The organism is Stenotrophomonas sp. YJH_SMC_80 (assembly GCF_059372495.1).
On the sequence record NZ_JCAFVP010000001.1, the window covers coordinates 140,650 to 153,607 of the forward strand.

12 protein-coding genes are annotated in these 12,958 nt (G+C 66.6%); 9 read left to right on the plus strand and 3 right to left on the minus strand.

Going from position 1 to position 12,958, the window contains the following annotated elements; all coding sequences use genetic code 11:
* The first annotated feature begins 32 nt into the window (after positions 1 to 32).
* Complete coding sequence (locus tag AC5P99_RS00605; RefSeq protein ID WP_005410938.1) at positions 33 to 2,996, plus strand: TonB-dependent receptor plug domain-containing protein; 2,964 nt, start codon at positions 33 to 35, stop codon at positions 2,994 to 2,996.
* Positions 2,997 to 3,187: 191 nt separating this feature from the next.
* Positions 3,188 to 3,382, plus strand: a complete 195-nt coding sequence (locus tag AC5P99_RS00610) for a hypothetical protein (RefSeq protein WP_223846439.1) — start codon at positions 3,188 to 3,190, stop codon at positions 3,380 to 3,382.
* Between the two features lie 57 nt (positions 3,383 to 3,439).
* On the opposite strand, the gene AC5P99_RS00615 is transcribed toward AC5P99_RS00610, so the two are convergent.
* Together AC5P99_RS00615 and ppa are read right to left on the minus strand one after the other, a co-directional pair.
* Positions 3,440 to 4,561 carry an HDOD domain-containing protein gene (locus AC5P99_RS00615; protein WP_005410936.1) on the minus strand — a complete coding sequence of 374 codons (1,122 nt, stop codon included), beginning with the start codon at positions 4,559 to 4,561 and terminating at the stop codon, positions 3,440 to 3,442.
* Positions 4,562 to 4,713: 152 nt separating this feature from the next.
* Positions 4,714 to 5,250, minus strand: coding sequence for an inorganic diphosphatase (ppa, locus tag AC5P99_RS00620; RefSeq protein WP_005410935.1), 537 nt, complete (start codon positions 5,248 to 5,250; stop codon positions 4,714 to 4,716).
* Positions 5,251 to 5,434: 184 nt separating this feature from the next.
* Here ppa and AC5P99_RS00625 point away from each other — a divergent pair, with 184 nt between their 5' ends.
* From AC5P99_RS00625 to AC5P99_RS00640, 4 genes are all read left to right on the plus strand, one after another.
* Positions 5,435 to 5,923, plus strand: a complete 489-nt coding sequence (locus tag AC5P99_RS00625) for a hypothetical protein (protein ID WP_495212797.1) — start codon at positions 5,435 to 5,437, stop codon at positions 5,921 to 5,923.
* A gap of 57 nt (positions 5,924 to 5,980) precedes the next feature.
* Positions 5,981 to 6,481, plus strand: coding sequence for an RNA polymerase sigma factor (locus tag AC5P99_RS00630; RefSeq protein WP_005410933.1), 501 nt, complete (start codon positions 5,981 to 5,983; stop codon positions 6,479 to 6,481).
* 104 nt (positions 6,482 to 6,585) lie between these two features.
* Positions 6,586 to 7,521 (plus strand): FecR family protein, encoded by a 936-nt coding sequence (locus AC5P99_RS00635; RefSeq protein ID WP_049450526.1) that lies wholly within the window; start codon positions 6,586 to 6,588, stop codon positions 7,519 to 7,521.
* 201 nt (positions 7,522 to 7,722) lie between these two features.
* Positions 7,723 to 10,641 (plus strand): TonB-dependent receptor, encoded by a 2,919-nt coding sequence (locus AC5P99_RS00640; protein ID WP_329753495.1) that lies wholly within the window; start codon positions 7,723 to 7,725, stop codon positions 10,639 to 10,641.
* 149 nt (positions 10,642 to 10,790) lie between these two features.
* Here the strand turns inward: AC5P99_RS00640 and AC5P99_RS00645 are convergent, their stop codons facing one another.
* Entirely contained in the window at positions 10,791 to 11,048 is a 258-nt protein-coding gene (locus tag AC5P99_RS00645; RefSeq protein ID WP_005410930.1) for a DUF2789 domain-containing protein, read from the minus strand.
* A 107-nt stretch (positions 11,049 to 11,155) separates the two neighbouring features.
* On the opposite strand from AC5P99_RS00645, the gene AC5P99_RS00650 reads away from it, so the two are divergent.
* From AC5P99_RS00650 to exbB, 3 genes are read left to right on the plus strand one after another with little or no spacing between them, the layout of a single operon-like run.
* Positions 11,156 to 11,743 carry a biliverdin-producing heme oxygenase gene (locus AC5P99_RS00650; RefSeq protein ID WP_024957126.1) on the plus strand — a complete coding sequence of 196 codons (588 nt, stop codon included), beginning with the start codon at positions 11,156 to 11,158 and terminating at the stop codon, positions 11,741 to 11,743.
* A gap of 31 nt (positions 11,744 to 11,774) precedes the next feature.
* Positions 11,775 to 12,242: a YbaN family protein gene (locus AC5P99_RS00655; RefSeq protein ID WP_495212798.1), complete on the plus strand. Its 468-nt coding sequence runs from the start codon at positions 11,775 to 11,777 to the stop codon at positions 12,240 to 12,242.
* Positions 12,229 to 12,957 carry a tonB-system energizer ExbB gene (gene exbB / locus AC5P99_RS00660; protein WP_088436999.1) on the plus strand — a complete coding sequence of 243 codons (729 nt, stop codon included), beginning with the start codon at positions 12,229 to 12,231 and terminating at the stop codon, positions 12,955 to 12,957. Before AC5P99_RS00655 ends, exbB begins: the two co-directional genes overlap by 14 nt.
* Position 12,958: the final 1 nt, after the last annotated feature.

The following is a 12,958-nucleotide window of genomic DNA, read 5'->3' on the forward strand; positions in this document are numbered from 1 at the left end:
ACACGCTACTAACACGTACCTTGGAGAGATTGATGAACGTTCGCACCCCTGCCGTGCGGCTGGGCCTGCTGCCCGCCGGCATCGCGCTGGCGCTGGCACCGGCATTTGCTTCCGCACAGGAAGCCAGTGCCCCGACCACCCTTGATCGCCTGGAAGTCACCGGCTCCCGCATCCGCTCGGTGGATGTGGAAACCTCCCAGCCGGTCCTCACCGTAAGCCATGAGGACATCCAGCGTTCGGGCCTGGTCAGCGTCGGCGACCTGCTGCAGAACCTGTCCGTGGCAGGCACCCAGACCTTCAGCAAGGCGGCCGTGCTGGCGTCCAACCCGGAACAGGGCGGCCAGTACGTCAGCCTGTACAACCTGGGTGAGCAGCGCACGCTGGTGCTGGTCAACGGCAAGCGCTGGAGCACCAGCCTGGCCGGCTTCACCGACATGTCGACCATCCCGACCTCGCTGATCGAGCGCATTGAAGTCCTGAAGGACGGCGCCTCGGCGATCTACGGTTCCGACGCCATCTCCGGCGTGGTCAACATCATCCTGCGCAAGAACTTCGACGGCGCCGAGGCCAGTGCCTACTATGGCCAGAACAGCCACGGCGACGGTTCCAAGACCCAGTACAGCCTGACCCTGGGTGCCAGCGGCGAGCGCTCCTCGATCGTGTTCGGCGCGAACTATATCAAGGAAGATCCGGTGTGGGCCAAGGATCGTGGCCTGACCAAGTACTCCTATGGCCAGGGCCACAAGGAAGACGGTCTGAGCCCGGCTGGCCCGTGGGGTCGTTTCACCGATCCGCGTGCCGAAGGCACCGCCGGTGCTGGCGAATACAACAAGGCTGGCAAGTGGGTCCCGAACACCTGGGTGGTCAACCACACCGGTTCCTGGGACACCCCGGTCGGCGTTGGCCAGCCGTCGAACAACTTCAACAACTACCACCTGATTGGTCTGGACGACTACTACAACGCCTCGCAGCAGATGATGCTGAACCAGGGCGCTGAGTCGAAGACCATGTTCACCTCGGCCAGCTACGACATCAACGACAACCTGCGTCTGAAGTCGACGGCGATGTACTCCGAGCGCGATTCCAAGCGCCAGATCGCCGGCTACCCGCTGACCGGCACCTCGCAGCCGCAGTTCCCGGTGGCGATCAGCAAGGACAGCATCTACAACCCGCTGGGCAACTGGGCCAACCCGGGCGCCGGCGTTGACATCGGTGGCTGGGGCCGTCGTATCTTCGAACTGCCGCGCATCACCCAGAACAACGTCAAGTCGCTGCACTTCGACGCGGCCCTGGAAGGCAACTTCGACTTCAACAACCGTCCGTTCGACTGGGATGTGGGCATCAACTACAACCAGTTCGACGTGACCCAGACCAGCTCGGGCAACATCAACCTGCTGGCCCTGAAGAACGCCCTCGGCCCGTCGTTCATCAACGCCAACGGCGTCGCCCAGTGCGGCACCGCTGCCAACCCGATCGCGCTGGGCACCAGCCCGGGCAGCTGCGTTCCGTTCGACCTGCTGGGCGGCGCCAGCGCCGCGACCCCGGATGCGCTGAAGTACATCAACACCCTGCTGAACTCGACCGGCCAGAGCAAGAGCAAGCAGTACTTCGCCAACATCACCGGTTCGCTGTTCGACATGCCGGGCGATGCGGGCGAGTTCGCCTTCGCTGCCGGTTACGAGCATCGCGAAGTGTCGGGCTACGATCACCCGGACGCACTGTCCTCCTCGGGTTACACCACCGAGCTGGCCGCGCAGCCGACCGAAGGCAAGTACAAGACCAACGAGTTCTACCTGGAACTGATGGTGCCGCTGCTGCGTGACCTGCCGGGTGCCAAGGAGCTGTCGCTGGATATCGCCAGCCGCTACTCGGACTACGACAAGTTCGGCAACACGGTCAACAGCAAGTTCAGCGTGACCTGGAAGCCGATCGACGACCTGCTGGTGCGTGCGACCTACGGCGAGGGCTTCCGTGCCCCGACCCTGGACGACACGTTCGGTGGTGGTTCGCAGACCTTCGACAAGTTCACCGATCCGTGTGATGCCGTGTTCGGCCAGCGCAGCAACCCGGCCGTTGCAGCCCGTTGCGGTGCTGAAGGCCTGGCGTCCGACTTCCGTCAGACCGACGCTGCCGGTCGTCCGATCAGTGCCCGTGACACCCAGGGTAACAACCCGTTCAACTCGGGTGTGGGCAACGACAAGCTGCAGCCGGAAACCAGCAAGACCCGCACCGCGGGCCTGGTCTGGAGCCCGAGCTTCGTCAGCGGCCTGAACGTCTCGCTGGACTGGTACAAGATCACTGTCGACAACGTGATCACCGCGCTGTCGGCGAACTACGTGCTGAACCAGTGCTACCAGAACGGTGTGCAGGCCTTCTGTGACCAGTACAGCCGTGGCGACGTCGCCAACGGCCAGCAGGTCACCGGCCTGAGCCGCGGCAACGCGAACCTGGGCTCGCTGGAAACCGAAGGCTACAACTTCGGCGTCCGCTACCGCATGCCGGAATACAGCTTCGGTACCCTGTCGTTCAACCTGGACACCAACTACCTGACCAGCTTCCGTCAGCAGGCCACCAAGGGTGCTGCATGGGATGACTACGCAGGCTACTGGAACTACCCGCGTGTCCGCGGCACCCTGGCCAGCACCTGGACCAAGGGCGACCTGTCGGCCACCTGGACCATGCGTTACTACGGCGGCTTCCGCGACTTCTGCTACGACCAGGAAAATGGCCTGGAGTGCAACCAGCCGGATTACTACACCGAGAACGGTGGCTGGAGCGGTGGCCTGGGTGCCAACAAGAAGGGCGCGATCGTCTATCACGACATCTCGGCCACCTGGCAGGCCCCGTGGAACGGCAGCGTGACCGTCGGTGCCCGCAACGTGTTCGGCAAGACCCCGCCGATCACCTACGCGGTGACCAACGCCAGTGCCGTGCAGCTGGACCCGATGCTGGATTACGACCGCTTCCTGTTCATCCAGTACAACCAGCGCTTCTGATCCATCGAAGCCTGAAGGCAAGACGAGGAGGGCGGGCCGCAAGGCCCGCCCTCTTTGCGTTTGGCAGAGCCGGGTCGGGAAATTCTGAATCGGGCGCTTCAGCGACAAAGGTCACGCTTGTCGCAACTGGACCGCTGGTAGGTTCGCAGAGGTCCATTCCGGACCAGGGAGAGCGCGAAATGAACAACGCGATGCCACGTATGTTTGCTGCTGCAGTTCTCGCCGTCCTGAGCCTGGCCGGCAGTGTGTCGGCCGGTCCGCTGGTGTGTGCCAATGGCCGTTATTGCGCGGAGGTGCGCAGCAACTGCATCAAGGCCGGTGAGGATGCGGCGTACTGCCAGTTCCTGTTCGAGCGCTGCGTGTACGACCACTGCGCGCAGCCCTGATGCAACGAAGGCGCGTCCCTGCGGACGCGCCTTCATCGTGTGGATTGCCGGTGGAACTCAGGCTTCGCTCGGCGTAAGCCCCATCAGGCTGTTGGCATGTTCACGCCACTGCGGCAGTTTGTTGAGCACGCCCGCGCGCTGCAGATAGTCCTCATCCACCGGGTCGCCGTTGACCAGCGCCAGAGCCACGTGCACCGCACCGGTCACCCAGAAGCTGCGGGTGTTGGCGCGCTGCGGCTGCAGGTGGAATGCCACCGCTTCGATGATCGGCATCGGCAGGCCCCACAGCCCCAGCAGGTAGGCACCGGCTTCGGCATGGCCTGGGCGGGTATCACCGGCCAGCGACGGCTCGGTGCGCTCGTTGCGTACGCCGGGCAGCAGCAGGCCGATGTCGGCCAGCAGTGCCGCAGTTGCGCCCAGTTCGGCACTGGATTCGGGCAGCAGGCGTGCGGCCAGGCGCGAGGCGAGCAGGGCGCGCTGCTGCAGCGAGTTGCGTTCGGCAGTCGACAGCGTCGGTGCCGAGAACACTTCACTGGCCAGCACCAGGTCACGCAGCGTGGCCAGGCCCAGCCGGGTGACTGCAGTACGCAGGTCGGCAATGGTGCGGCCCTGGCTGAAGAACGCCGAGTTCGACAACTGCAGCACCTTGGCGGCGATGGCCGGATCGGCGGCCACCAGCTTGGCCACGTCGGCGCTGTCGGCGTCGTCATCATGCTCCAGCGCCTGGGTCAGGCTCAGGTACAGGTGCGGCGGCGACGGCAGTTTCTCGATGCGGCCGATGGCATCGCGCAGGCGCGGGCTGTCCAGCACTTCGCGCAGCTCTTCCAGGCTGGTCAGCGCTTCCAGCAGTACTTCCGGTGCCAGTGGCAACGGCAGGAAACGGTGAGCGACACCGATCAGGCGTGCCGGCGGCGGCCGGTTGCCATGCTGTGCGTCCACCAGCGCGATGCGGATGGTTTCCGGACGCAGGGTCCTGATCTGGCCGAGCAGCGTGGTGGCATTGAGGTCCGGCAGCTGCGGACAGACAATCACCGCGTCAACGCCCTGGGTGGCAACCGCGGTCATCGCGGTCTGGCCATCGGTGGCGGTCAGCGGCTGCCAGTCTTCCCCAAGATCGGCAATGAATTCGGTCAGCTCAGCCGGCAGGCTGGCTGCATCCCCAACAAGCAGAATACGCACGACACATTCCCCTGGCTGTCTCGACGATGGATGTCGATGACGTGTGAAGTGACGCAATTTACCTAATACGGCAGCAAGAGTGATGTGCCGTCATCATGAAACGTGACCCGCATCGCTCCGGCAGGGTACCGCCGGAGCGATCCGGTTCAGGCTCAGGCCTTGCTGTCGAGGTGGCGCTGGTGCGCCTCGATCAGGATCTGCTTGGCCTCAGCGGCGCCGCCCCAACCGTCCAGCTTGACCCACTTGCCCTTCTCCAGGTCCTTATAGTGCTCGAAGAAGTGGCCGATGCGCTCCAGCCAGTGGCTCGAGACCTGGGCGATGTCTTCAACGTGGGCGTAGCCACTGAAGATCTTCGAGACCGGCACGGCCAGGATCTTCTCGTCGCTGCCCGCCTCATCGCTCATCTTCAGCACGCCGACCGGACGGCAGCGCACGACCGAGCCCGGCACCAGCGGCAGCGGCAGCACCACCAGCACGTCGGCCGGATCGCCGTCGCCGCACAGGGTGCTCGGCACGTAGCCGTAGTTGCAGGGGTAACGCATCGGGGTGGACAGGATGCGGTCGACAAAGATCGCGCCGGTTTCCTTGTCCACTTCGTACTTCACCGGCTCCGAGTCCTTCGGGATCTCGATGATGACGTTGATTTCTTCCGGCGGGTTCTTGCCGGGCGAGACGAGTTCCAGACCCATGGTCGTGCTCCAGGTGGGGGATATAGACGGATAGCCCCCCATTTTATGCCTTTGCCGGGCGCTGTGCAGAGGGAGGGGCTGACCGCTGCGTGGGGCAGGGACCCACGCGGCAGGCCGGGGTTGGCTGATAGGGCCGGCCGGTGCGGGGGCGCAGGCTGGATCGACCTTGCCAAGGAGTCCGCCGATGAAAGTGTCTGCCCTGCCGTTCGCCCTGTTCTGCATGCTGCTGGTTGCGCCGTTGGCCCAGGCCTCTCCTTACGTCGACCTGATCGACTACCCGCGGCAGGAAGCCAACTGGGACCGCTTCTTTGCCCTGGAGGGACGTCTGCAGTACGGGTTCGACGCGATCTGCGGCGATACCTTCTGCGAAGGCGAGTACAGCGATATCCGCGCCCTGCGCCTGCGCTGCTCGGTGGACGCGGTACGCGGCACGGTGCATGAGTGCCTGTGGGCATTTGCCGCCAGTGACCTGGCTGTGTCGCGGCATGACGGTGCGATCGTCGCCCGGCAACCGACCTGGCTGTGCCGCCTGCCGCTGGTGCCTGGCACACCGGTGGAGGCCTTCCATGCCGCGCTCGCCGCCCGCAATCCACTGCATGACCCGTTGCCGGGGACCTCGCAGAGCGTCTATGACGGGCTGACCGGGTGCATCCATTGGTGCGAACGTGACTGATTCTCATTAACGGAGTAGCATGCGCGGCGCCTTCCGCCTGTCGTCCCGGTTCCGCGCATGTCCTCCAATGCCGCCTCCCTCACCGAACTGCTGATCCGCGAGCGGCCTGCGCTGCTGCGCCGGGTGCAACGCATCCTGGGGGGCGACAACGGCGCCGAGGACGTGATCCAGGCGGTGTGGTTCAAGGCGCGTGGTGTCGATGACAGCCAGGCCATCGACAATCCGCGTGCCTACCTGTACCGGCTGGCCGCCAACCTGGCCACCGACCACGGCCGCGAATCGACCCGGCGCAACCGCCTGCTGGCCGACCACTACCTGTGGGGAGCGGACGAGGTCATCTCGACCGAGGAACAGGCCATGGCCCAGGACGAGCTGCAGCGTGTGCTGGATGCGGCCGGACACCTGCCGGAGCCGACCCGCACCATCTTCCGGCTCAACCGCCTGCAGGGGCTGACACAGGCCGAGATCGCCCGCCGCCTCGGGGTGTCGGTGACCACCGTCGAGAACCATGTGCGCACCGCGTTGCAACGCCTGGCCTGGGCGCGCAGCGGCCGATGATCGCTCCGGCTTGGGCCTGGCCCTCGCTGAAACGTCTTGATCACTGGACCGTGGATGCGGTCTAGTTCCCCCGCCCGCGCTTGAATGCGCCTGTCCGCCAGCCGATGAGCCCGCCGAACACGCTGCCCGCCGCCAATGACGATGCCCTGGCCGAACAGGCCCGGGGCTGGATTGCGTGGCTGGCCTCGGGTGACATCGGCGAGGGACGCATGCACGAGTTCGAGCGCTGGCTGGCAGAGCCGGGGCACCGCCGGGCCTTCGAGCACGAGCGCACGCTGTGGCGCAGTGTCGGGCCACGCCCGCTGGCCCGGTGTGCCGAACGCCGCCGCCCGCATCGAATGCGCTGGGCGATGGCCGCTGCAGCTGTGCTGGCGATGCTGGTGGCATGGCCGGAGGCCTGGTTGCGGCTGCAGGCCGACCATCGCAGCTCGCACGTCGTGCAGAACGTAACGCTGCCCGATGGCAGCCGCGCAGTGCTGGATGCGGACAGCGCGATCGCCGTGCGCTTCGATGCGCACGCACGCGAGGTCGAGCTGCTGCGCGGGCGCGTCTGGTTCGAGGTCAGCCCGGATGCGCAGCGGCGTTTCAGCGTGCGTGCCGGCAATGGCGTGGTTGAGGACATCTCGACCGCGTTCACCGTCGCGCGTGGCGATGACCGGGTGGAAACCCAGGTCGGGCAAGGCAGGGTGCGTGTGGCCAGCCCGGCCGACGGTGGCTGGACCTACCTGCAGGTGGGCCAGCGCGCCGTCTATGGCGAGCGCAGCGGCGTGACGCGCCTGCAGGATGTGGCGGCCGACAGCGTGGGTGCATGGCGCCAGGGCGAGCTGCTGCTGGAGCAGGCCAGCGTCGCCGACGCCGTGCAATGGGTGGGGCGCTATCGTGCCGGCCCGACGTTCGTGCGCGGTGATCTGTCGCGACTGCCGGCGATCAGTGCGGCGCTGCGCATCGATCGCCCGGAACAGGCGCTGGACGCGTTGGCGGCGACGGCAGGTCTGCAGGTCACCCGCCTGCCGCTCGGCGTCGCCATCATCCATCAGTAGATCCACGCCATGCGTGGATGATGTTCCCGATGTGCCGTCCAACGGTCGGCACCCACCGCGACCGCAAATCGCCCTTGGGGTTGCCGCGCGCCCAGCCGTCTTACCCCGCGAACGTACCCGCCGCCGCCACGTACGTCGCCGTGTCCGCCTGTGTTGCGGATGACGCCGCGCCTGCGGCACCGATTACCTGACAGGTTCCCCATGTTCGACTCCCACCGTCCGGGCCGCGCGCCGCGCCCGTCCCGCCTGTGCATTGCATTGCTGGCTGCCGGCCTGGCCAGTGCCACGCCATCCGTGCTGGCACAGAACGCCCGTGGCGATCACGCCGCCGTACAGCGCTTCGACATTCCAGCGCAGCCCCTGGACGATGCGCTGCGCAGCTACATGCGCCAGTCCGGCGTGCAGGTCGTGTATCCGGCCATCCCGGCCCACGGGGTGAGCTCGCGTGCGGTCAATGGCAGCCTGCCGGCCAACGAGGCGCTGCAGCAGCTGCTGCAGGGCAGTGGCCTGGCGGTGCGCCGGGTCAGCGCAGATGCAGTCACGCTGGAAGCGGCAACGCCGGCGCAGGCCGACAGCGGCGTGATCGTCACCGACACGCTCAGCGTGGCCGGCGACCGCGTCGACAGTGGCGCGACCAGCGACGAGGCGCGCCTGCTCGACAGCTATCGCAGCGTCGGTTCCACCACCACGCTCAACCGCACGCACCTGGAGCGTTTCCGCGGTACGTCCAACGGCGACATCGTCAAGGGCGTGGCCGGCGTCACTGCCGGTGACCCACGCGTTGGCAATGGCTTCGACGTCAACATCCGCGGCATCCAGGGCCAGGGCCGCGTGCCGGTGATCATCGACGGTGGCCAGTCCAGCATGGATACCTACCGTGGCTATGCCGGTCAATCGCAGCGTACCTACCTCGACCCGGACCTGATCTCCAGCCTGACCATCACCAAGGGCCCGAGCCTGCAGGCCAACGCCTCCGGCGGCATCGGCGGCGTGGTCGAGATGGAGACGCTGAAGATCGGCGACGTGCTGCGCGAAGAGCGCGACTTCGGCGTACGCGTGCGTGGCGGCCTGGCCAACGCCAGTGCCAACAACCTGCCGTCCTACAGCGCCGCGCCGCGCAACGATCGCAGCGCCACCGGCAGTCAGTTCTTCAACGTGGCCGCTGCGGGACACTGGGATCGCTTCGATCTGGTCGCCGCCTACGCCTACCGCGACAATGGCAACTACTTCTCCGGCAAGCACGGCTACGATGATTTCCCACAGACCCGGCGCACGCTGGCACCGCTGAATCCGCCGCGTACCGAGGTCTTCAATACCTCGGCCCGCTCGAAGTCGGCGCTGCTCAAGGGCACCTGGCGTATCGACGATGCACAGACCCTGGAGGCGGGCTACCGCCGCTACGAAGGCACCGCCGGCGAGATCATGGCCTCGCAGATCATCCGCGTCGATCGCGACCGCATTCCGCAATGGGATCCGGGCCACGTCGACATGGACAGCTACACCCTGCGCTATCGCTTCAACCCGGACAGCGAGCTGGTCGACCTGCGCGTCAATGCCGCGTACACCGACACCGACAGCGTGATGTACAACAGCCTGACCGGCATCACCCCGTGGTATTTCGATCGTCGTACCGAGTGGTACGACGCGCCCAGCTTCAGTGGCGACCCCGGCTACAAGGATGCCTACCGCAATCCGCTGCGGCAGAAGCGCTTCGGCCTGGATGCCAGCAACACCTCGAAGTTCGATACCCGCGCCGGTGCGTTCACCCTCGACTACGGCCTGTCCTACAGTGACGAAGACATCGCACCGGGCAGCTCGGGCCCGGTCATGCACGACGATCTGGTCAACAACCGTTTCCTGCGCAACGCCGAGCGCAAGGAATACAGCGCCGTGGCCTCGCTGAAGTGGCAGCCCGATGAGCACTGGGAACTGCTGGCCGGCGGCCGCTGGAACCGCGTGGATGTGCATGACCGCAACCGCCTGGCCACACCCGATGCCTATGAGGTGCAGGGCCAGTACCGCTACACCGAACTGCTCAATGGCAACCCGGCGCTGCCGTCGTGGCGGGCCAAGCGCATCGCGCTGCTGAACTGGTATCCGGATGCCAACGGCAACTTCACCCAGGAATCGCTGCTGGCCTCACCGTACAAGAAGGGCACGGTGCGCGACATCGGTGGCTGGAACTTCTACGACGCCGGCAAGGCGCAGGACCTGGAAGTGCCGGTCAGCTGGACCTGGTCGCAGCCGATCCGCCGTCGTGACACCGCGTTCTCGCCGACCGCCAGCGTGGCCTACCGCTTCAGCGAAGACACCATGGTCTACGTGAAGTACGCCGAAGGCACCAAGCTGCCGAGCCTGTTCGAGACCACGCTGGGCCTGTTCACCGCTGCCAAGCCGGTGGGCGAGTTGAAGCCGGAGCGTGCGCGCAGCTGGGAAATCGGCGCCAGCACCCTCCGCTACGACCTGTTCACCGCCGGTGACCGCCTGGCGCTGAAGCTGGCGTACTTCGATACCCGCATCGACGACCTGATCACCCGTGACTACCGCACGCTGTCGGCGGGCCTGATCCGCAACGTCGACCAGTTCAAGGTCTCGGGCATGGAGTTCCAGTCCAGCTATGACAGCGGCAAGGTATTTGCCGATCTGTCCGCGCACTACTACTTCAAGGCCAAGACCTGCGCGCCGGACATCGCCGCCGAGCGCCGTGCCTATGGGGTGCAGCGCAGGAACGGCGAGCTGGCCAACACGCCTGACTGCGTGGACGGCGGCTTCGAGGGCTCGTACACCAATACCCAGAACCCACCGCGCTACATGGTCAACCTGACCCTGGGCTCGCGCCTGTTCGACGAGCGCCTGACCTTCGGCACCCGCGTGGTCCACAACGCCGGCCCGATCAGCAAGCTGGACAAGGACTGGAACGTGGGCCTGTCGGCGATCCAGCAGCTGTACCGGCCAACCACGCTGGTGGACCTGTTCGCCAGCTGGAGCTTCAACGACCAGCTGTCGGTGGAAGCCGGCGTGGACAACCTGACCGACCGCTACTACCTGGACCCGCTGGCCCTGGGCGTGATGCCGGCCCCGGGCCGCACTGCGCGGCTGGCGCTGACCTGGAAGTACTGACCGATCGTGGATGAGCGATGGGGTCGGATCCCTTTCCTGCGGAAAGGGCTCTGACCCCAGCGAGCCCAACCGCCCTCGGTGGGCGCGGACCTTGGTCCGCACCGCTTCTGCCGTGCAATCGACAGCGCCGGGCCATGCCCGGCGTCTATTTACAGCCCGCTCGAAGCCTTTACCGCATCTTCGTGCAGCGACTCGTTCAGCTCATCCACCACCGTGGTCCAGGCCGCATCGGCCTGCAGTGATTCGGACAGGAACTGGCGCTGGGCATCGTTCCAGTACGGTGCTTCGACCACCTCCACGTCGGTGGCCAGCTGGTGTTCGCGGATGAAGCGGGCGATGCCCTCGGCGCTTGCATCCAGGCCCAGCTGCAGGAACAGGTTGGTCATGCGCGGTTCGGTGGTGATCATCGTCGGTTCCGGATGGACAAGGGGATGGCCCATTATCGGTGTAGACGGCCTTGGGGAAAGCCCCGTGGCAGACGTCTACAGCACGACGACCCCCTTGGCATTCCCCCATGAACGCACACATCGCCCCTGAAGAAAGCCGCAGCCTGCGGCTCAAGGCCGCCACCCGCGACAGCCACGGTGCCCTGGACAAGCGCATCATGGCCGGCGACATCTTCGCCGACCGCAGCAATTTCGCCCGTTTCCTGCGCGTGCAGTATCGCTTCCACCGCAGCATCGATGCGCTGTATGCCAACCCTGCGCTGGACGCACTGCTGCCGGACCTGGGCGAGCGCCGCCGCCTGACCCAGGTCGCGCGCGACCTGCAGGACCTGGAGCAGACCCTGCCGGGGGCTGACATCGCGGCGTTGCCGTCCGATCTGGAACTGCCCGCCGCGTTGGGGTGGCTGTACGTGGCCGAAGGCTCCAACCTGGGCGGCACCATTCTGTACAAGATGGCTGCCAAGCTAGGCCTGGATCGTGATTTTGGCGCCCGCCACCTGGCCGCGCATCCGGATGGCGCGGCGCGCCACTGGCGCGAGTTCACCGCGGCGCTGGACGCGGTACCGCTGAGTGCCGAGCAGGAGCAGCAGGTGATCGATGCGGCCGACGCCGCGTTCCGCAGCGTGCACGGCCACGTCGAAGTGGAATTCGCCTGATGCACGGCGCACGCCCACAGGTGCAGCGCTGATGCGCTGGCTCTGGTTCGCGCTGGGCTGGCTGATGGTCGGGCTCGGGGTGATCGGCGCGTTGCTGCCGGTGATGCCGACCACCATCTTCCTGATCCTGGCCGTGGGCTGCTTCGCGCGCAGCTCGCGGAAGTTCGAGCAGCGCCTGTTGGCGCATCCGCGCTACGGCCCGTCGCTGCGGTTGTGGCGCGAGCAGGGCGCGGTATCGCGCAAGGGCAAGGCGTTTGCCAGTGCCGGCATGGCGCTGGGCTTTGCCCTGTTCTGCTGGGGCGCGCACCCGTCCTGGCGCCTGCTGTTGGGCGTGGGCCTGTTCTTCGCGGTCAGCGCCGGCTACGTGCTGAGCCGACCGGCACCGCGGCTGGAGCCCCATCCGGTCGTGGAAGTGGACGACGCCAATGATCCGCGCGCGGCCCGTCGTGGCGCAGCGACCCCTGATGCTGATGGAAACCGAGACGATGCTGCCTGCTGACCTGGCCCCCGTGGCCGCCCCCGCATTGACCCCGTGGGGCATGTACCTGGCCGCCGACGTGGTGGTGAAGGCCGTGATGATCGCGCTGGCACTGGCGTCGCTGGCCACCTGGACCATACTGCTGGCCAAGGGTTGGGAACTGACGCGCCAGGCCCGGCAGCTGCGTGCGGCGCGCGCGCTGTTGCTGCAGTCCGCGCAGCTGCCGCCGCAGAGCGAAGAGGCAAGTCTGCAGCAGGGCACCGCGCTGGCGATGCTGGACGCAGCACGCACCGAACTGCGCCTGTCGCAGGATCTGGATAGTCGCGACGGCATCAAGGAACGCATCGCCTCGCGCCTGGACCGCATCGAACTGGAGACCGCGCGCGTGCAGCGGCGCGGCATCGGTGTGCTCGCCAGCATCGGCGCGGTGGCGCCCTTCGTCGGCCTGTTCGGCACGGTGTGGGGCATCATGAACAGTTTCATCGGCATCGCACACAGCAACACCACCAACCTGGCGGTGGTTGCGCCCGGCATCGCCGAGGCCCTGCTGGCGACCGCACTCGGCCTGGTCGCGGCGATTCCCGCGGTACTGGTCTACAACCATTTCAGCCGCGTGCTGGCCGGCCTGCGGGGCCTGCTCGGCGATCTGTCGGCGGCCGTGCAGCAGCTGGTCTCGCGCGATCTTGATCGTGCCGTGCCGCGTACCGCAGCGGCACCGCTGCGCGCGGTGCACTGAG